This is a genomic window from Leptospira wolffii serovar Khorat str. Khorat-H2 (genome assembly GCF_000306115.2).
GTDB lineage: Bacteria > Spirochaetota > Leptospiria > Leptospirales > Leptospiraceae > Leptospira_B > Leptospira_B wolffii.
In genome coordinates, this window is the sequence record NZ_AKWX02000013.1 from 29,669 (window position 1) to 47,672 (window position 18,004).

Annotated in this window: 21 protein-coding genes; 9 read left to right on the top strand and 12 right to left on the bottom strand. The window is 46.2% G+C overall.

Going from position 1 to position 18,004, the window contains the following annotated elements:
- A complete protein-coding gene (locus LEP1GSC061_RS10660) occupies positions 1-534 on the bottom strand; it encodes a 1,2-dihydroxy-3-keto-5-methylthiopentene dioxygenase (RefSeq protein ID WP_016545746.1) in 534 nt (177 codons plus the stop codon).
- A 131-nt stretch (positions 535-665) separates the two neighbouring features.
- Positions 666-1,232 carry an elongation factor P gene (gene efp / locus LEP1GSC061_RS10665; RefSeq protein WP_016545511.1) on the bottom strand — a complete coding sequence of 189 codons (567 nt, stop codon included), beginning with the start codon at positions 1,230-1,232 and terminating at the stop codon, positions 666-668.
- A gap of 171 nt (positions 1,233-1,403) precedes the next feature.
- Between efp and LEP1GSC061_RS10670 the strand changes: the two genes are divergently transcribed.
- The 6 genes from LEP1GSC061_RS10670 to LEP1GSC061_RS10690 all read left to right on the top strand — a co-directional run bounded on the left by LEP1GSC061_RS10670 (position 1,404) and on the right by LEP1GSC061_RS10690 (position 5,691).
- The gene (locus LEP1GSC061_RS10670; protein WP_040508540.1) at positions 1,404-2,318 is read left to right on the top strand and encodes a phosphate ABC transporter substrate-binding protein; all 915 of its coding nucleotides are present in this window, start codon (positions 1,404-1,406) and stop codon (positions 2,316-2,318) included.
- A gap of 66 nt (positions 2,319-2,384) precedes the next feature.
- Complete coding sequence (locus tag LEP1GSC061_RS21155; RefSeq protein WP_016545500.1) at positions 2,385-2,708, top strand: hypothetical protein; 324 nt, start codon at positions 2,385-2,387, stop codon at positions 2,706-2,708.
- A 273-nt stretch (positions 2,709-2,981) separates the two neighbouring features.
- The gene (locus LEP1GSC061_RS10675) at positions 2,982-4,091 is read left to right on the top strand and encodes a KamA family radical SAM protein (protein ID WP_040508604.1); all 1,110 of its coding nucleotides are present in this window, start codon (positions 2,982-2,984) and stop codon (positions 4,089-4,091) included.
- Positions 4,075-4,614: a hypothetical protein gene (locus LEP1GSC061_RS10680; protein ID WP_016545444.1), complete on the top strand. Its 540-nt coding sequence runs from the start codon at positions 4,075-4,077 to the stop codon at positions 4,612-4,614. The genes LEP1GSC061_RS10675 and LEP1GSC061_RS10680 overlap by 17 nt, the downstream gene beginning before the upstream one ends.
- A 76-nt stretch (positions 4,615-4,690) precedes the next feature.
- Entirely contained in the window at positions 4,691-4,897 is a 207-nt protein-coding gene (locus tag LEP1GSC061_RS10685; RefSeq protein ID WP_016545731.1) for a hypothetical protein, read from the top strand.
- A gap of 38 nt (positions 4,898-4,935) precedes the next feature.
- Positions 4,936-5,691 (top strand): hypothetical protein, encoded by a 756-nt coding sequence (locus tag LEP1GSC061_RS10690; protein ID WP_016545683.1) that lies wholly within the window; start codon positions 4,936-4,938, stop codon positions 5,689-5,691.
- 117 nt (positions 5,692-5,808) lie between these two features.
- Here LEP1GSC061_RS10690 and LEP1GSC061_RS10695 read toward each other — a convergent pair whose 3' ends face one another.
- On the bottom strand, positions 5,809-6,555 hold the full coding sequence (locus LEP1GSC061_RS10695; RefSeq protein ID WP_016545530.1) for an SGNH/GDSL hydrolase family protein: 747 nt from the start codon (positions 6,553-6,555) through the stop codon (positions 5,809-5,811).
- A 12-nt stretch (positions 6,556-6,567) separates the two neighbouring features.
- Positions 6,568-8,151, bottom strand: coding sequence for a phytoene desaturase family protein (locus LEP1GSC061_RS10700; RefSeq protein ID WP_016545607.1), 1,584 nt, complete (start codon positions 8,149-8,151; stop codon positions 6,568-6,570).
- 84 nt (positions 8,152-8,235) lie between these two features.
- On the opposite strand from LEP1GSC061_RS10700, the gene LEP1GSC061_RS10705 reads away from it, so the two are divergent.
- On the top strand, positions 8,236-8,856 hold the full coding sequence (locus tag LEP1GSC061_RS10705) for a TetR/AcrR family transcriptional regulator (RefSeq protein ID WP_016545744.1): 621 nt from the start codon (positions 8,236-8,238) through the stop codon (positions 8,854-8,856).
- Positions 8,857-8,863: 7 nt separating this feature from the next.
- On the opposite strand, the gene LEP1GSC061_RS10710 is transcribed toward LEP1GSC061_RS10705, so the two are convergent.
- From LEP1GSC061_RS10710 to LEP1GSC061_RS10740, 7 genes are all read right to left on the bottom strand, one after another.
- Positions 8,864-9,895, bottom strand: a complete 1,032-nt coding sequence (locus LEP1GSC061_RS10710) for an SAM-dependent methyltransferase (protein ID WP_016545499.1) — start codon at positions 9,893-9,895, stop codon at positions 8,864-8,866.
- A gap of 30 nt (positions 9,896-9,925) precedes the next feature.
- Positions 9,926-10,720, bottom strand: a complete 795-nt coding sequence (locus LEP1GSC061_RS10715; protein WP_016545506.1) for a DUF1295 domain-containing protein — start codon at positions 10,718-10,720, stop codon at positions 9,926-9,928.
- A gap of 18 nt (positions 10,721-10,738) precedes the next feature.
- Complete coding sequence (locus LEP1GSC061_RS10720; RefSeq protein ID WP_016545584.1) at positions 10,739-11,215, bottom strand: DUF2062 domain-containing protein; 477 nt, start codon at positions 11,213-11,215, stop codon at positions 10,739-10,741.
- Complete coding sequence (locus LEP1GSC061_RS10725; protein WP_016545452.1) at positions 11,212-12,510, bottom strand: SAM-dependent methyltransferase; 1,299 nt, start codon at positions 12,508-12,510, stop codon at positions 11,212-11,214. Before LEP1GSC061_RS10725 ends, LEP1GSC061_RS10720 begins: the two co-directional genes overlap by 4 nt.
- Positions 12,488-13,279, bottom strand: coding sequence for a DUF1365 domain-containing protein (locus LEP1GSC061_RS10730; protein WP_040508542.1), 792 nt, complete (start codon positions 13,277-13,279; stop codon positions 12,488-12,490). The genes LEP1GSC061_RS10725 and LEP1GSC061_RS10730 overlap by 23 nt, the downstream gene beginning before the upstream one ends.
- Complete coding sequence (locus LEP1GSC061_RS10735; RefSeq protein ID WP_016545621.1) at positions 13,270-14,589, bottom strand: NAD(P)/FAD-dependent oxidoreductase; 1,320 nt, start codon at positions 14,587-14,589, stop codon at positions 13,270-13,272. The genes LEP1GSC061_RS10730 and LEP1GSC061_RS10735 overlap by 10 nt, the downstream gene beginning before the upstream one ends.
- A gap of 157 nt (positions 14,590-14,746) precedes the next feature.
- Positions 14,747-15,196: a YqaA family protein gene (locus tag LEP1GSC061_RS10740; RefSeq protein ID WP_016545465.1), complete on the bottom strand. Its 450-nt coding sequence runs from the start codon at positions 15,194-15,196 to the stop codon at positions 14,747-14,749.
- 183 nt (positions 15,197-15,379) lie between these two features.
- On the opposite strand from LEP1GSC061_RS10740, the gene LEP1GSC061_RS10745 reads away from it, so the two are divergent.
- Positions 15,380-16,180: a hypothetical protein gene (locus LEP1GSC061_RS10745; RefSeq protein ID WP_016545698.1), complete on the top strand. Its 801-nt coding sequence runs from the start codon at positions 15,380-15,382 to the stop codon at positions 16,178-16,180.
- A gap of 56 nt (positions 16,181-16,236) precedes the next feature.
- On the opposite strand, the gene LEP1GSC061_RS10750 is transcribed toward LEP1GSC061_RS10745, so the two are convergent.
- Entirely contained in the window at positions 16,237-16,416 is a 180-nt protein-coding gene (locus LEP1GSC061_RS10750; RefSeq protein WP_040508545.1) for a hypothetical protein, read from the bottom strand.
- Between LEP1GSC061_RS10750 and LEP1GSC061_RS21670 the strand changes: the two genes are divergently transcribed.
- Positions 16,415-18,004, top strand: coding sequence for a HAMP domain-containing protein (locus tag LEP1GSC061_RS21670; protein WP_016545572.1), 1,590 nt, complete (start codon positions 16,415-16,417; stop codon positions 18,002-18,004). The two genes, LEP1GSC061_RS10750 and LEP1GSC061_RS21670, sit on opposite strands and share 2 nt — an antisense overlap.

Sequence of the window (18,004 nt, forward strand, 5' to 3'; positions counted from 1 at the left end):
TTAGACTAGAGCTGTAGTTTCTTCTACGTAATTCGGAACCCAGCCGCTCATATCTTGGAAGTAGCGAACCGCTTTGATTCTCTTGTTTTCGTCCAGAGTGAACCAATGGTTGGTATTTTTAGGAACGGAAATGAAATCGTTCTTAAAGACTTTGACCAGGAATTTCTCTCCGCCTAAGGCGAAACCGAAGACTCCGGAACCGTCCACGATATATCGAACTTCGTCGTCCGTATGATAATGGACTTTGTCGAACTTGGCGAGCATCTCTCCCAGACCGGGAACATCGGGGTGTAGAACGATCAGGTCTCTGGATTGGTATCCTTCCTTTTCCTTCAATACTTCGAAACGATAGTCCAGATTTTTGAGAAGAGTTTCTTTTTCCTCGTCCACTAACACTTGCTTGTCAGTGAGAGACTTGGACTCCTCCGGTACGAGCCAATGATCGTAGAGGACTCCTCTCTTTTCTAAGAAAGATTTTACTTCCGCATTGTCTGTGATTTCCGGAAGACCGGGTTTTTGGACGATGGTAGCCATTGTATTCTCCTTTGGGTGTGTGTTCCTTTTAAACTGCCCGACAAATCGGACTCCGCACCCTCAAGCGGTAGTCTCCCCCCTCCCCGGCATTTGTATCCTAACCGAGGAAAGGTTTTCTGTCCAGTATGGAATTATTTATTCACTCGCTCTACGTAAGTGAGATCTCTCAAGTCTATCTTGATCGTATCCCCTTGCTTGATAAAGATGGGAACGTTGATCTCTCCTCCGGTTTCCACGGTCACTCTTTTCAAGGCCGTTCCGGAAGTGTCTCCCTTTAAACCTTCTTCTGCATAAGTGACTGCAAGAACCGCAAAATTGGGAGGAGTTACGCCTATGGGTTTTCCTTCGTAAAAGGAAACTTCCATAGGAGTCTCTTCTTTCAAGAAAGGAAGAATATCTTCCAAGTATTCCTTGGATACGGGAAGCTGCTCGAAGTCGTTGGTATCCATGAAGATGATATCATCCCCTTCGGAATAGCAGATAGTCATCTGTCTCTTTTCCAATTCCACGGATTCCAGCTTTTCGGCAGCTTTAAAAGTTCTTTCGATGGAGCTGTTTCGAACCAGGTTCTTCAATTTCGTGCGAATGAAGGCGGACCCTTTGCCAGGATTCACGAATTCGCTTCTAACTACGGAGTATAGTTCCCCTTCTACTTTGAGAACCATGCCTTTTTTAACTTCGGTAATGCCTAAGTTCATAAACGACCTAAAATAAAGATTACGCTCCTTCTATATCTTTGTGGGAAGACGCGGTGTCAAGCGATGTAATGGACCGTTATTTGTAATATTTCTAGGCCAAAATCAGTTCGACTTTTCCCCCTCCAAAAAGAGGATCCCGATTGGAAAAGATTTCCGGAGAACCCTTTGTTGATGAAAAAAAGACTGATCCTATCAATCATCCTATTCCTGAGCTGGGGAATGGCGAATTGCAAAAAAGAGACCCTACGAATCACCGGGTCCGAAACGATGCATACTCTATTGAACGTTGTGGCAAGCGGCTATGCCCAAAAGAACTCGAACGTAAAAGTGGAAGTACTGGGCGGAGGCTCTTTCGAAGGTATCGAAAAGCTATTCGAAGGCCAGACGGATATCGCGGCCTCTTCCCGCCCCCTCACTCCCGAAGAGCAAACCCAATTCGAGAGAAAAGGAAAATTCGAGAATGTGCTCATTGCATACGACGGAATTGCTGTGGTGGTGAATCCTAAAAACGAGGTGACCAATATCACGTTAGAGCAGGTTTCCAAAATATTCTCCGGAGAAGCCAAAGACTGGTCCCAGGTAGGAGGCAAGCCCGGCCCCATTCATGTTCTACTTCGTAACGATAAGAGCGGAACGGCGGCCTACTTCGAAACTCATATCCTGAGACAAAAGGACCTAGGAGACAAGGCTTATCAGGAAAATAAGAAGAAGGAGTTCCTAACCGAGGCAAAGACAGTCTCAGATAACGACGTGATGGCCGACGAGATTCAAAAAGATCCGAACGCGATCGGATTCATGGGAATGGGCAGCGCTCAGATCCAAAATAAGGGTAAGGTCAAATCCCTATTTTATTCCAAGACGGGAAAAGATCCATTCGTGGAACCTAATGTGAATAATGTTTCGAACAGATCCTACAAGCTGTCTAGAGGGCTTTATCTCTTTTATCTTTCGGATAGAGGAAAGAAAATCGATGAATTCGTGACCTATATCACTTCGGAAGAAGGACAGGCGCTCGTTCTGAAAAGCGGTTATCTTAGATCCACCTTAAGTACCGTCGAAGTAGAGGCGCAAGCCAAGAAGCCTTAAAAACCTATTTTTTCCCGAAAAAAGGTTGCTTTGTCGGTTTTTACTTCGTCAAAGTAAGAGTTGATTATGAAACGGATCGGGCTATTATCTCTGGTTGTTTTTATCTCGGTGGCCCTGGTCTCCGAGATTGTAGCTAGGGATTTCAGCTCTAAACCGGCTTTAACGATCATAAAAAAAAGCCGGATCCAAACGTTTCGAGACGGGAACTCACAAGCGCTTCCCTCCCTTTTCTCTTCTTCCGAAGAAGATAAGGGTTGGGGGTTTGGCGCAGAGCCATTGTTTCACTCTCCACTCGGTGCCTGTCTTGGGGCCTTAGTCTCTCTCTCCGAATGGGATTTTCCCCGTCACACTCTCGCACATCGCTATCTTTTTCTCCCCCCTCCGGCCTGACCGGTGTAATTCTGTAAGGCCCTCAGGGGAGACTATTCCCGGAGATACCGTGCGGTTTCGGGCAAAAATTCCAAACGGTAATATATATAGCGGGAACCCCGCTCATCCTTCTCCTAAGTCTCCAACCTTAAACCGATGAGCGCATCTTCCCCGAGGTTTATATAAATAAAATTCTTAGAACGGAAACTCTACGCAGGTTTCCGTTTTTTTTATGCAGATACTCGGTTGACTGGACAAGTAGGGCTGGGATTCCATAAGCAGAGGCGCATTCCACTGGACCCGAATTCAGTACAAACCCTAAGACCTTCCGTTCCGGACTCCCAATGGTTGGATTGGAAATGGCAGATCCAAAATCGGATCAAGGACGAAGTCGAACTTTCTTCCTACTTACATCCAAGCGAGGAAGAAAGAGAAGCGCTGGAACGTTCCTCCGAGCTCTTTCGTTTTTCCAGTACTCCTTATTATCTTAGCCTCGTGGATCGTGATGATCCTAGCTGTCCGATCCGAATGCAGGTCATTCCCCGCACCGACGAACTAGTTAAAAGGCCCTGGGACAGAGAAGATCCTCTAGCGGAAGAATCGCATATGCCCGTAAAAGGGGTCACTCATAGATACCCGGACAGAGCACTCTGGTACCTATCTCACGTATGCGCTGTTTATTGCAGATTCTGCACCAGGAAGAGAAAAGTCTCCCGCTCCGAAGGAACGCCCGGCTTGGAAGATTGGCAAGAGGCCTTGGAATATTTCCGGACTCATCCGGAGATCAAGGAAGTCATTCTCTCAGGAGGAGACCCATTGAATCTTTCCGACTCCAAGCTGGATTATCTGTTGGGAGAACTCAGATCCATTCCCCATATCAATCAAATCCGAATCCACAGCCGCTACCCCGTCACGTTACCCATGAGAATCACAAGCGAACTAGCTGCCGTTCTCAAAAAGCATTTCCCGATCTATCTAGTAACCCACTTCAATCACCCCAAGGAGCTGACCGAACTCGCCCGGGAAAGGATCGCCCTTTTAGTAAAGGAAGGAGCGGCCAATGTATTGAACCAAAACGTACTACTACGAGGGGTGAACGATTCCGTGGAGACTCTCACGGAACTATTCTACGGACTCACAAGAATCGGGATCAAACCGTATTATCTACACCATTGCGACGAGGTATTCGGCTCCTCTCATTTTCGGGTACCGTTGGAAGAAGGAGTAGAACTCATGAAACGGATCCGGGGCAGGATCAGCGGACTCTCCGTGCCTCTCTATGTAGTGGATCTGACGGGAGGAGGAGGAAAAGTACCTCTACCTTCCAATTATCTGGAAGAAACCAGGCCTTCGTCTTACGTATTCAGAAACTATAAGGGAGACCTTTATGAAATCGGCTATTAGCCTTTTAAGCCTCGTACTATTCTTATCCTTCTGCAAGACCCCGGAAGAGAAACCGACTGCGGTTATCGCGGAAAACCCGGCCGTTCTCCGATTGAATTACGACGTGGTCTATAATACGGGAGGGAACGCCGCACTATTAAACTCCGGAAGACTATTTGCCAGGGGCTTATTCTACGAATGCAAGGTGACGGACACCGCCTCTAGTTTCGAGACCTTTAGAGCTTCTTCCTACACCGAGGACAATTCCAACGATTTCCGACAGTTGGTTTCCGAATCCGAACAGACGAAATTAAACGACCGGCAATTCCAATATTTTTCCATGGGAGAAAGCTCCAGGGCTACGGTATTCTCCGGATGTTCGAAAAAATCCTCGGCCGAACGCTGTTATATTCGTTGGGAATGGCAGAAAGAGGCTTTCATATTCGTATTCGAAACGGAATTGGAAAATAAGAAAGGCCTGGGCTCCGCAGCGCTCGGGAAAGAATTTCATGAATTCGTAAGTAGAGGAATAAAAGCGTATTAGAGGGTATTTTCTTGACCGAATTGGATCCGGAAAGTAGCGTATCCGTCGGGGACGAGGTCTCAGAGGAAAACTATACATGTGGCTGAAACTGGGAGATACCGAAGTGATCAACTTGGATTATATCTCCTCGATCAAAAAGAATCCGGGGGCGAATTCGATCGAAATCACCTACCACGATTTCAACCACGTTAAATCCCTTCCTTTTGGAGACGCAGAAGATAGGGACAGAGCTTATAAGGCGATCTTGGAGAACCTCTCCAGAATGCGTTTATTCTTCGAATGATCTCTTCCTTATTCCCCGGGAGCGAGAGCGAGTTACAAATGGAACGAATCAAGGAAAATCTTTCAAGCGTCTCCTCACTCAAACCTTTCGAACTCATATTTTTCGGATCCAGACAAAGAGGAGAAGGAGACGAATCCTCCGACTTTAATTTCCTGGTCCTTGCCGATCCCACGGACCAGCTCAAAGGAAATTTCATCCGAGAAATCAATCGGGCGATGGAGCCCTTGCAGGCCCAGGGCCAGGTCAATCTTCTCTCCGCAGATTGGGACGGGTTCAGAAACCGTATGCGTAGTTTCGATCCGGGGGCTATCCATGTCTGCGAATTGGGAGAACCTTATTTCGGTTCCGAGTATTTTCCCATCATCAAGGAAGAATGGGAAAAAATGAAATCGGAACCGGTAGACTCCGTGGCCGCTGGAAAATACTTACGCAAACGCTATCGTTTTTACAAAGGGATCGTACCCAGAAACACCAAAGAAGACGTGGTTCGTATGGAGAGATTACTCGCAGTCTATCTCCAGAATTGGATGTTCCGACACATCGAGGACCTAAGCGTTGCCGAGATCGTGAATTCGGATATCCCTTCCCGAATCGGCCCCATGTTCCGAGGGTTGTATTCCAAGGAAGTCAGAGGCAATACCTTGGAATTGCTGGATCTATACGAAGAAGTTCTAAAATTAAAAAAGGAATTGAGATCCCCTTCCTCTCCTTTTTCCGTGGACCGTTTCAACCAGCTGAAAGAAACCCTCCGCTTCGAAGAAAAAGAAATCAGAATCCTAAAATTGAATTATTGAGGGCCGCCTCCTTGAATCCTTTGCAGGCTCAGGATTCAAGGACCGGGCTGCTACGTGTTCGCTTTCGCTCATCCGGGCAAAGCCCGGACTAAAGCACTTCGCGTCCCTGGCGGGTTCTTATACGGAAATCTTCCTCTGAAGGACGGAATGTATGGACTCGGCGATCTCTTCTCCCCAAAGACTACAGCCTTTGATCGAAGGATGGAATCCGTCCGAACAAAAGAATCCCTCCAAAGGAATGGATCGGATCTTACGCATCGGAATATGAAATACGTTTTGCAATCCGGAACTTAGGGTGCCGGAAGCCTTATCCAGAAGCACAGCCTTCCAACCCAAAATGAAACGGAGAGCCCAAGGCAAGGCGGGAAAAATCCCTAAAGGAGGAACTCCCGCTATAAAGATAGGCGTCTCCGGATAAGAGTTCCTACAGACTTCGATCATTCCTTCGAGATCGGAGATCCAACTTCTTCGGGAGCTGAGATTCATTACGTCATTCGCACCCAATGCCAGCACCAAAACGTCCGGCGCTCTTGGTGGCAATTGGGAGCCGAATTTTTGTACCGCCTCTCGAGCGGTGATCCCGCTTTTTCCCATTGCCTTCCAGGAAATCCTTCGGCCGGTTTTTTTCCCGAGAACGGAAGCTACCTGACCGGTTAAGGAATCCGGATATGTGGGAATTCCCACACCTGCCACGGTGGATTCTCCTATCGCTAAAAGCCGGATCCGATTCGAGCCGGACCATTCTTTAAAGTCCGGACCGGACGCTTCCGGAAGCCTAGGAATCCTTTTACGAGCCTTGTGCCCCTGCCAGAAAAGGACAGGGAGAAGGAAAAAGCTCACTAAGTAAAAATGGATTTCCCTCATCCAAGTCCTTCCTTAGTTTCTCAATTCCTTCAAAAGATCCCCGCTACCCGTGACCGCAAGAGCCGCAGCGAGTCCGCCCATCATGGCTCCGGCCACCCCGGGAGAAGCGGCGTCCGCTCCTGTGAGATATAGACCTTCGATCGGAGTGCGAACGTTGAACCAAGGACATTCTTCCTTGCGGTATCTTTCCGGAACGCAGGCTAGACCGTAAATCGCTCCGTCTGGATGAGAGGTAAAATGTTCGTTGGTGATCGGAGTGGAAAGCTCCGTATACTCCACTAGTTTGGTAAGACCGGGAAAACGCTTCTCCAGAGTGGTAAGAATACGACTCGTGATTCTTTCCTTTAGAAGCTTATATTCGTCTCCCCTCTTTTTCCAAGGTTCGGATTTCCATTTTTCGAAATTCTCATAATCCGTGAACGTAATCACGTCCATCGTATGGGACTTGGCTTCAGGATTCTTTAAGCTCGGAAAAGAAAGATAAAGATTCGGAATCTCTCCGTCTGCGGAGATCCAATCGTTTCTTCCCGAAAAATTGGCGTCGTGATCGGGAGAAGAGAAGATCCAATAATTCTCCCCTTTAAAGCCGAATCTTTCGGGGCTTTCCGAAAGACCGATATAAAGACAGATGCTCGTGGTCATCTTTTCCTTATTATAAAACTCTTTTAAAGATTTCCGGAAAGGAATCGGATAGGACTCCGGAATCAGTTTCATATAGGTAGGATAGGCACCCGCACAGGAGATCACTATAGGAGCGAAAAAGTCCCTCTCATGACCTTCCCCCCTAAGAGCCTTGGCCTTGACTCCGACGACTTTACCGTCCCGAATCAGAATCTCCTTTACTTCGGTGGAGGAAAGTACCGCTCCACCCTTTTCGACTAGGATCGGTTCGATAGCGTCGAAAATTTTTCCGGCGCCTCCCACCGGATAATATCCTCCGTGCAGATAATGTTGCACAAGAGTCGCGTGCATGGCAAAGGCCACCTTAGAAGGAGGCAATCCGTAATCTCCCCATTGCGCGGCGAGGATTCCTTTCAATTCTTCGCTTCTGAAATTTCCGTCCAGATAATCCTTGAGAGTTACCATATTGCCCTCACCCAAGAGTCCGGTGACCGAATCCAAGGGAGGAGGAGTAAGACGCATCATGATGGATTTTCCGAATAGATTGGATGTCTTTTTGATATCCTTGAAATAACGATCTATCGCTTCCGATTCCTCCGGATAGATCTCCTTTAGGTCCGACTTGAATTTCTCCGGATCTCCGTATATATCGAAAGAACGGGAAGGGAAAATCAATTTCTCGAAAGGTTCAGGCATGCGTTTCCACTGGACTTTGCTCCGGGTGATCTTGTCTGAAATTTTCCTACAAAGTCCCTCCTCCTGCATGTCTCCCACGTAATGGATTCCCACATCCCAATGGTATTTACCCTGCTTTCTCTGGAATTCATGGGTGAATCCTCCCGGTTGGAAATGCTTTTCCAATACCAGGACCTTTTTTCCCGCCGACTGGGCAAGAAGACTCGCAGTACACAAGGTTCCCATTCCGGAACCGATAAAAATGATATCGAACTCGTTTCCTATCGCATCAATATTCATTGACAAGACCTAACCTTCCTCCAATGTGAACAGCGAACACATTGAATTAATGTAATCACATATCACAATGTGATAGATGTCAACATGAAAAACCAGACTGAGAAAAATTCCTACCACCACGGAGACTTGAAAAAAGCCCTCTTGGACGCCTCCATTCGAATTCTAAAGGAAGAAGGCTACAAGGCATTGAGTCTCAGAAAAGCGGCCAGTCTTGCAGGAGTGAGTCAGTCCGCTCCTTACAGACATTATACCGATATAGAATCCTTGTACGCGGATATCGCCGAAGAAGGATTCAAGATGCTTTCGGAACGATTGAGAAAACTCCAGGCAAAGTATAGGAAAAAGCCCTTATTGCAATTTCGGGAAGCGGGAGTCACTTATGTGGAATTCGCCTTGGAGCATCCGGATCTGTTTCGGATCATGTACGGAAACCAAATAGAAAGCCACTCCAAGTACGAATCTTTAATTCGCAAGGAAGACGATTCCTTTCTGATCATCCAAGAGGTCCTAAAGACCTGCCAAGAAGCTGGAGTTGTACGTTCCGGAAATACGGAAAAATTCGCTGTCTCCGCATGGACCATGGCTCACGGGATCGCGGTTTTATTATCCGGAAAGCAAGTGATGTTTCGCTCCTTGGATTTGCGAGAGGCGAGAAAGACCACCCGAGATTTGATCCAATTCCTTTATAGTGGACTCAAATTATAGAGCGATTTTATCTTTTGCGAAAAAGATAATGGGATACGATCCATTCTTCTCCGTCATTAAATTTCCAGAGTTCCGCGCAGGCCATAAAAAAGACCTTCCAATATACGAACCATTTTAAAGCGCTTTCCTCGCCGTAAGTTTCGGAGAAGATTTCCAGAATCCTTTTTCTGTTCCTGTACATATTGGAAAGCCAGGCCTCCGAGGTAAGAGCGTAATTCTTTCCATTAACCGCCCATTGATCTTGGATGAGCAAATCCTTCTGGAAGTATAGGAATAGATCGTGGGAAGGCATCTGCCCTCCCGTAAAAAAATACTTTGCCATCCAATCCGAATCATCCACCACCTCGAAAGGATAGGCATACTTTTTATGAGCGAATATATGTACGAAGAAAAGCCCCTTGGGCTTCAGATACGCGGCGATCCTGGAAAATAGAAGCTCGTAATTCTTCATATGTTCCAGCATTTCCACGGAGAGGATTCGATCGAATTTTTGATCCGTTTTGAATACGTTCATATCCATGGTGAGGATTTTGAGATTCTTTAATCCCTTCTTCTTGGCCTCCGAATCTATAAACGTCTTTTGGCTCTTGGAATTGGAGACCCCGGTCACTTTGCATTTAGGAAAATTCTCCGCAATGTATAAGGACAAGGATCCCCAACCACAGCCTAGATCCAATACGCTCATCCCGTTTTCGAGCCTCGCCCTCTCGCAAGTAAGTTGCAGCATGGCCCTTTCGGATTCGTCGATTCCTATTCTAGGAGAGGCCCAAAGTCCGGAGCTATATTTCATATACTTTCCCATGACCAAACGGAAGAAGGAGGCAGGCATTTCGTAATGTTGTTCGTTTGCAGCTTCCGTAGAAACGGCGATCGGCGATCTTTTCAAAGAATCGACGTATTCCATCATATGTTTCTGATATTCTTCTATACTCCCTCGGTTCTCTTGTTTGAGTCGGAGCCGTAGAAGCCGGCGGATTCGTATCCGGATCAGCCAATCAGGGAAGAAATCCTTTTCCATCAGGGTATAGATCGGGCTCATGATTCGATTCCTTGGATTGAAATTAGCACATTAATAAGATTTAGGAAACCAAGGGAAGAATGCGCTGGTCTTAGATCTGTATTCTTCGTACAGCCTTCCTTTGGATTTAAGCTGTCCCGCTTCGTTGAGAGGGATTCCGGTAATCTTAGTCAATAAGAGATACATGGTTAACGGGGATAAAAGTCCTAACCAACCCCAAGGAGACGCCAAAGAGACCAAACCGAAGGAGATCCAAATCACCCATTCGAAGAAATAATTCGGATGTCTGCTATACCTCCAAAGACCGGTATCACAGACTTTTCCCTCATTCGATTTTTCCGATTTGAATTCCGCCAATTGGAAATCGGCCGCCGATTCTCCCAAGATTCCGATCGCAAATACCGCAAGTCCTATCACTTCCAAAGGATGAGTCTCAACGGTCGGATTCAATGCAGGGAAAAGAAAAGGAAGACTGAGCGCGGTTCCTAAAATTCCCTGAAACTGAAATACGTTCGTAAAGAATTTTCGGTCCACCTGGTTTCCGTAATCCTTTCGAAAAGCGGCGTATCTGGGATCCTCATGACCGGAAAGGACGCGTGTAGTGAATATGAAGTAAGACAATCTCCAACCCCAGACTGTCGCCATGAAAGCAAAGATCGCTTTTCTAGTCGAGAAAGCGTCCCCGAGTAGGAAATACACGATGGCCACTGTGGAGATGCAAAGGCCCCAACCCAAATCCACGATCGCGTAATTTCGGATGAATTTTCCTATAAGCCAGAGAAGACTCATGAGAAAGAATACAACCACCCAAGCGGTAAGAATCATGGAGAGCGCTTTTTCGTACATAGTTTTACTCCGAAAATACTATTTGCGAACCAAGCGGGTCGCATTCTTCACTAAGAATAGAAAAAGAAAATACGAGAAGAAAGAGACTAACGGAACCACACAGGTCCATCCCAAAACCGCATACATAGCCGAACGGGAAAGTCCGTCCCAAAGCAGGCTTGTGTCTCCTTCGGCCAAGAGATACGCCCATTGCAAGTCCAAGTCCTTGCCAGTGATATTCGACCCTAACTGCAAGAAAGGAACGAGAAGCAAAACTTGGAAGGGATACACCGCGTAATTCGCAATCTGTATGGAGACGGGATTCAATCTAAGCAGAAACCCTAAAAGAGCGCAAAGCGCCATCGTGGTTCCGATCAAAGGAAAAACTCCGAAGGCCGCTCCTAACGCCAAGGAAAGTGCGATCTTTTTCGGGCTGGTTCCGGTTTTGAGTTCTTCCAGAATGCGATCCCGACTACGGACCCAGATGTTAGGTTTGGATTCGGTTTCTTGGGTCACGGAGAATTCAACTCTCTGTTATTGGGTCTCGTATACACTACTTGCACCACGCTGATATTTCTCATATGGAAGGCGGCCGCGCAGTATGAAAAGTAATATTTCCATTTGCGAATGAAGGACTCGCCGTAACCCATGGATCTTATCGAGGAAATATTCTCCTCCAATCCCTTTTGCCAAGCCATTAAAGTTCGATCGTAATTTCGGCCTATATCCTCCAATTCGAATAGGAACATATCGCTCGTGCGATTGATAGCACGGTTGATCCGAGCAATGGAAGGAATCAGAGAACCCGGGAAAATATGCTTCTGGATAAAATCGATTCCTTTCCGAAAGGAATCGTATCTGGAATCCGGACAGGTAATGATTTGATGAACCATGATCCCGTCTTTCTTTAATACTCGATCGCACATGGAAAAAAAGTCCTCGAAGTATTCGTGACCGACTGCTTCCAGCATTTCGACGGTAACGATCTTATCATACGATCCTTCTACCTTACGATAGTCTTCGAGCCGTACTTCGATTTTATCGGAGAGCCCGAGGCTTTCTATCTTTTCACGAGCATAAGAATACTGCTCTTCCGAAATCGTATAGGATGTGATTTTGCATCCGTATTTCCTTACGGCATATGTGGAGAATCCGGCCCAGCCCGTTCCGATTTCCAATACATGATCGGTGGGCTTTAGCCTAAGTTTTTTGCAGAGATTCTCCATCTTCGCAACCTGAGCCTCCTCCAAGCTCTGGGAAACGGATTGAAAATAAGCGCAAGAATACGTCATCGTAGGATCTAAGAACTTCTTATAAAAATCATTCCCCAGGTCGTAATGCTCTACGATATTTTTCCTACTTCCTTTCACGGAATTCCTACGAAATAGATGCAGCAATCGATTGCCTAGATTCATAAAAGCGAGATGTAGAAAATTTCTCTTGGATCCGCTAACGGAAGGAGCCTTTTCTACGTTCAAAATAAACCAAGAGATGATGGCTCGGATATCGTCCGTATCCCAATCCCCATCCATATAAGATTCCGCCAGACCTATATCTCCGAAAAGAACGAGTTTCTTAAAGAAGGCGGCGTCCTTGACTTGGATAATCGCGTGATGGAACTCCGACGACTCTATGGAATTCGGATCTCCCAAATACCTCTGACTCCCATCCGGAAAAAGAATTCGGAGAGAGCCTCGTTTCATTTCGGATAATGCGCTGAAGAATATCCGCTCGTAGATCTTGAGAGCTCCTACCCAAGAACCTGTGGAATCTTCGATTACGTTCGCCTTAACGATAGGATCGCCTTCCAAAATGTACACCTCTTTGCTGGTCCTCCCCGTCCGTTTTTCTGAGGAAAGGGAGTTTCTTTAAATAAAGGCGAAAGGCCTGCCAATGGATGAGCCCGATCACCTTCCAAGTCACGAACGGATATTTTATAAACATCCAAACGAGTCCCCAATCCGTCAGCTCCCGCATCTTTCCGGTGTATGTGGTCACCAAGATCGTTTGCCCATTTTCCAAGGCATCGATCCGCATATGCAAACCGCCGTCCGAAGGAGGATTCAAATAAAAATCAAATTCGGAATCCAATCCGATAAAGGGAGAAACGTAAAAGAACTTCGCTTCTTTCTTTCTAAACCCTTTTTCCGTTAAGGTATCTCCTCCCAGAAAATAGAGTTTCATTTCTCCGAACGTATTTCCAACCTCTGCGACTGCACAAAGCGGCACTCCTCCTTCCCCTTCCGCAAAATAGAAGGAAACCGGATTGAAGACGTAACCGAAAAGACGGAGGTTGGTGATTAGCGTTACCTTTTCTACTTTTTCTTTGACTCCTTGCGTTCTAAGGTACTCTAAAAAATTTTCCCGGATCCCCGATTTTCCGAAATCCATATGATCCCGATCCAGGAAGGAGAACATCCGAAATTTATTATTTCCAAGTAACCGAAACCTTTCCCCAAACGATTCTATTTCGTTTAGATCCAAAAGAAAGGTAAAGATCCCGTACCGAAAGGTATTCCTCTTCGGGGATTTTCGATCGTGCATCACTTTGGCCTCTATAATCTTGGAGTTCAATCCCAGACGCTCCGACCGAGTAATTTTTCGGATAAGTTTCTAGCGGACCAAAGAGCATCCTCATGAAATCCATATCGGAAATAACTTCCGCAGAAATAAATCGGCCCCTTTTCATTCAGTTCCGAGAGTCTTTCCTGAGCTTGCAAAGATCCTACATGAAAGAGAGGGTGCTCGTAACGAATCGCTCGGATAATTTTATCGGGATCCACTTTGCCGGGATCCCCTATCGATAAGTAATAATTTCCCTTACGAGAGACGTCCTGTAGACTGTTCATCCAATAAATCGTATGAGGACGGATCTCTCCATCGATCTCGTCCATTCTATAATTCCAGGACGACCAGGTCTTTTTTATCTTCGGCATGACGGAGGAATCCGTATGCAGGGTCGCTATATTCTTTTGATAAGAGAATTGAGATAGTAGTGATTTTTGCAAGACGGTCGGCTTTTTAAGAAGGGATAAGGACGTGTCCGCATGACAGGCAAGGATCACCTTATCGAATATCTCCGATTTTCCGTTTTTAAGAGTCACCTCCGCTTTTCCGGATAAGCCAAGCTCGACGGAGACCACGGGAGATCGGAGTCGAAATCGATCTAATATGGGTGCTGTAAGCCTTTTCACGTATTCTATCGAACCGCCGTGAACGGTATACCATTGGTGTTGGGTATGCAAGCCTAGAAATCCGTGATTCAGAAAGAACCGAATCAAAGAAGTCGCTGGGAACTCCAACATCAGATCCATGGGAGTGGACCATACCGCCGAGCTCATCGGTATCAAATAATAGGTCAAAAGATCCGGATGATACCCTGCTTCGTGCGTATAACGCGAGAGGGAATAATCCTTATACTTTGGATCTTCTAAAATCTTAGGAGCCTCTGAATTGAATCGATTGATATTCGAAAGAAGGCGAAGAAAACGAATGTTCAGCAAATTCTTTCTTTGAGCGAATAGTCCGTCCAAACCGGATCCGCAGAATTCCAATCCGTCCGGCACATGTTGGACGCTGAACGACATGCTCGTCTTCTTTGTCGGAACTTCTAATTCCTCGAAGAGGCGCTTTAGATTGGGATAAGTAACGTGATTGAATACGATAAAGCCGGTATCGATCGGGATGGAGCTCCCTTCTTCCTTTACGAAAACGGTATTTGTATGCCCGCCGATATAATCCCCTTTTTCATAGATCGTAAGGTCGAAATGATTCTGTAAAAAATGGGCACAGCCCATTCCCGCGATTCCTGTTCCTACGATCGCGAGCTTTTCTTTCTTTCGGGAGGTTCGATGTTCACTTTGTTTCTTAAGAGAGGGAGTTCTTTTCAAGCGAGTCTCCGAGGTCCTAGAATATCCATGAATAGACTCTGGAGACGGGTAAAGGGTTTGGAAAAAATTTTTCTAAGATCCAAAGTCCGGTCATCCCGTCCCGGATATTTCTCTGTCTCTGTGCAAATCGCTTTTCCGGATACTCTCTAGGGCCGGATCAAAAGGAGATTCCGTAAGCGAGAACTATATAGCGAAGTATCCGGAGAGAAAATACCAAAGGAACGAAGATCCAAAGTTTTTGCCGGAAAAAGCCGGACAACACCGTGATGGGGTCACCGATAAAAGGCAGAAAAGATAGAAGAAGAGCCCAATGACCCCAGCTTCCCATACGGTCTGCCCAAAGAGAATAGGTTTTGGATTGCGTTATCTTTTTCTCGACTCCTTTGCCGAACCAATAGCCCAATCCGTAATTGAAAGCACAGGCGGAACAATTTCCGAGAGAGGCCCAAAGGATCGCATCCGTTTTTCCGATCCCCGACCAAATAGCTATCATCAAAGCCGCCTCGGAACTGAAAGGTAAAAGGGTGGCTGCGGAGAAGGAAACGAAGGCCAGGCCGGGACCTCCGTAATGAGTAATCGCGTCGGATAATAGATCGGAAATTTCCAATAGAAGCCGCCCTATCTAGATCGAAAACCAGGTTATAAATCGGTTTTTCGCTGACCTTTTTACACTCCGAAACGGATAGATCCAATAGGATACCATAAAAATTGAAATCGTGTGGAAGAAGGATAGAAATAATTACCGCCTCCGAAAATCCTACCATTCAATTCCAACGTTAGGAAAGGCTACATGCAAAAACGAAAATCTATGCGGAATCGAATCTTATTTTCACTTATCTTCGCTTTCCTTTCCGCCTCGGCCTTAAACGCGGAGCCTTGGGTCGGGCAAGGAACTCAAAATTCTCCTTATATTATAAAGTTCGGATACGGCGCAGGACAGGTCCAGTATCAGTATGGGCTTTCCGGTCCTTCGAGTTCCATTCGAGGCACTTTCGAATACAATCCTAGAAACCTCGGCTTCGAAATCGGAGTCAACCAAAGCGATTACAACGTCCCTCCGGATCGAGCCACCCAATTCATGGTGGCGTCCATACTCGGAACGATAGCTCCCGATCGATTCGGGCTTTATCTGTTCACAGCGGCTCAGGTGGACAAGCCGGGATTCTCCCAAACTTACTTGGATCTCGGACCGACTTACCATTTCAATCCGGGTCAAAAATGGGACCCTTACATAGGGATCGGAATCGGGATAGGAGGAAGTCGTAACCTTAGAGGCTATTCCAAGTTAGGGATCCGTTTCAATTTTGAAAGAAGCTTCCTTTATTTCGAACTGGAAGGAGCTTCGATCAATCGCTACTATGGCGGGAACCAATACGTATATTCGGAGGCTTCGGGAATCTTCGGGTACGGTCTTTATTTCGGAGGCTCTTCCACAAATTCCGATAAGACAAGGGAGTCCCTTCCTCCTCCTGCCACTCCTAAGGAAGAAACTCCCGTAACCCCGGTAGAAGAGAAAAAAGAAACGCCACCTCGCATAGAGGAAGAAAAGAAAGATCCTCCTCCTGTAGAAGAGAAACCTTCCGATCCTTGATCTTCAAACGACCGGCCCCGATAAAACCGGGGTTGGTCTTTTCCCGTTTTGCTCTCCTATCTTTCTAAAAACTCACAAAGAAGACATAGATAAGTCTTAGAAGGATCCGTTTCCCCTACGAAAGTCTCTTCCATTTTTTTCTTACAAGGATCGGTTTGTTGTTTTACGGTTTCGCAAACCGGACTAAAACGATACAAACGAATCTCCGAACATTCCCGGCTATAGAGCGCTCTCATGGGCATTTTTCAATTCTCCTACAATTCCATAGGTTATATATCGGGGACCGTCTTCTCTCTTTTCCTATTGGTCGCCCTTGCGGTCATAAGAAGAAAAACGAGACAGACTTGGATTTTAATATTATATCTGCTATGCACATTGTTTTTGAATTTCGGATTTCTAATCCGGACTTCCGTGTTCTCCCCGCTCCTCTCCAAGCCGGCTTGTTTTCTGATCGCCCTGTATACCTGTTTTTCGAATTCGGTGCTTTTATCTTTTCTATATTCCTTCTACGAAAAAAACCGCAGAAGGGAACCGAAGATCGCCCTATCCATATTCGTTCTGACGGGAGTTTTCGGATTCCTTTATTATGTGATCCGAAATTTAGATTCTAAAGTATTCTATAATTTTAATATTCAAATGTTCGAGTTCCAAAAACCGGAAACTACGGCCCCTATGGGAGTCCTGCATTTTCTGACCTTTTTCTGGATCCTATTCGTCATCGCAAGACGATACTCGGAAGAAAAGCGTGAAATTTTCCGTGGGCGCAGGGTCGTTCACCCCGGGATTAAGGAAAAAAACCTAAAAATGTGGAGCTCCTTCGGATGGGCGGTCTCCATACACGCACTATTCTCGCTTTCTTACGTTCTATACGGGTTAGGCTTTCTGTCTTTTTCGAATTTCCAGCTCGTGCTCACGTCCGCTACCAGCATACAGCTTTTCCTATACACGATCATCTATTTGAATTATTCTCCTCAGCCCTCTTCCTTTATGGTCAAGATCGTGGGAGTTTCGCTTGCGACCGTGCTGATTCTTCTAGGTATAACTGCGAGAATCACCTTCCAGATCATCGAAAGCTATTACGACGGGATCCGAGAGGCGGAAATCGAGAACATCCGGGAGAACCTCAGATTCGCGGGAAAATATTCCCTTCCGGACAATGTCGCCTATCTTACCTCCCACCCAAGACAGCCGGGAAGCTTCGATTCGGAACTTATAGTACATAGCGAAATCGATCCTCGAATTCTCTCTCATCTACTGGAAAAAAACGAGGTGGAGGAGACCCAGAGGTCTTTTCAATCCTCCAAGGAAGATTCAAGATTCGGAATTCGCCTGACCGACGATATGTTCCGAAGAGAATATTACGGAATTCGAAAAGGAAATACGGGAGATTTCATATCCAAGCGTATGTATAGGGAACTTAATTATCCCGGGAACGTTTCCGTTTATATTATTAGATACATATTCGCATCCGACGATAGAATCTACGAGATTGGATATCCTTACGAGTCCTATAGCAGATCCGTGCATTCCATCGTAGTAACCATGGCCTCTATTCTAATTCTTGCGGCCGTTCTTCTACTTCTACTCCTTCCTTATCTTTTCCGGGAAGGTCTAGCTCGACCGTTAAAGAGTTTGGTCGAAGAATTGGAGCATGTGAATGCGGGAGACTACAAGACGATGGTCCCTGTGAGATCGGAGGACGAATTCGGGTCCTTAGCCCGGTCTTTCAATCGGATCGTCGCTTCGATCCAAGCGGTCAGAGACGAGTTGAAACATTATACGGATGCTGCGGTAAAGAAAACCTCAGAAGACCGGAAAAGCTAA

Bases quoted from the DNA above. Each gene is read 5' to 3' on its own strand.
- LEP1GSC061_RS10700 (WP_016545607.1), bottom strand. From the start codon at position 8,151: ATGAATATTGATGCGATAGGAAACGAGTTCGATATCATTTTTATCGGT.
- LEP1GSC061_RS10750 (WP_040508545.1), bottom strand. From the start codon at position 16,416: ATGAGAGCGCTCTATAGCCGGGAATGTTCGGAGATTCGTTTGTATCGT.
- LEP1GSC061_RS10690 (WP_016545683.1), top strand. From the start codon at position 4,936: ATGGAACGAATCAAGGAAAATCTTTCAAGCGTCTCCTCACTCAAACCT.
- LEP1GSC061_RS21155 (WP_016545500.1), top strand. From the start codon at position 2,385: ATGAAACGGATCGGGCTATTATCTCTGGTTGTTTTTATCTCGGTGGCC.
- efp (WP_016545511.1), bottom strand. From the start codon at position 1,232: ATGAACTTAGGCATTACCGAAGTTAAAAAAGGCATGGTTCTCAAAGTA.
- LEP1GSC061_RS10685 (WP_016545731.1), top strand. From the start codon at position 4,691: ATGTGGCTGAAACTGGGAGATACCGAAGTGATCAACTTGGATTATATC.
- LEP1GSC061_RS10680 (WP_016545444.1), top strand. From the start codon at position 4,075: ATGAAATCGGCTATTAGCCTTTTAAGCCTCGTACTATTCTTATCCTTC.
- LEP1GSC061_RS10695 (WP_016545530.1), bottom strand. From the start codon at position 6,555: ATGAGGGAAATCCATTTTTACTTAGTGAGCTTTTTCCTTCTCCCTGTC.
- LEP1GSC061_RS10705 (WP_016545744.1), top strand. From the start codon at position 8,236: ATGAAAAACCAGACTGAGAAAAATTCCTACCACCACGGAGACTTGAAA.
- LEP1GSC061_RS10710 (WP_016545499.1), bottom strand. From the start codon at position 9,895: ATGAGCCCGATCTATACCCTGATGGAAAAGGATTTCTTCCCTGATTGG.
- LEP1GSC061_RS21670 (WP_016545572.1), top strand. From the start codon at position 16,415: ATGGGCATTTTTCAATTCTCCTACAATTCCATAGGTTATATATCGGGG.
- LEP1GSC061_RS10745 (WP_016545698.1), top strand. From the start codon at position 15,380: ATGCAAAAACGAAAATCTATGCGGAATCGAATCTTATTTTCACTTATC.
- LEP1GSC061_RS10670 (WP_040508540.1), top strand. From the start codon at position 1,404: ATGAAAAAAAGACTGATCCTATCAATCATCCTATTCCTGAGCTGGGGA.
- LEP1GSC061_RS10715 (WP_016545506.1), bottom strand. From the start codon at position 10,720: ATGTACGAAAAAGCGCTCTCCATGATTCTTACCGCTTGGGTGGTTGTA.
- LEP1GSC061_RS10660 (WP_016545746.1), bottom strand. From the start codon at position 534: ATGGCTACCATCGTCCAAAAACCCGGTCTTCCGGAAATCACAGACAAT.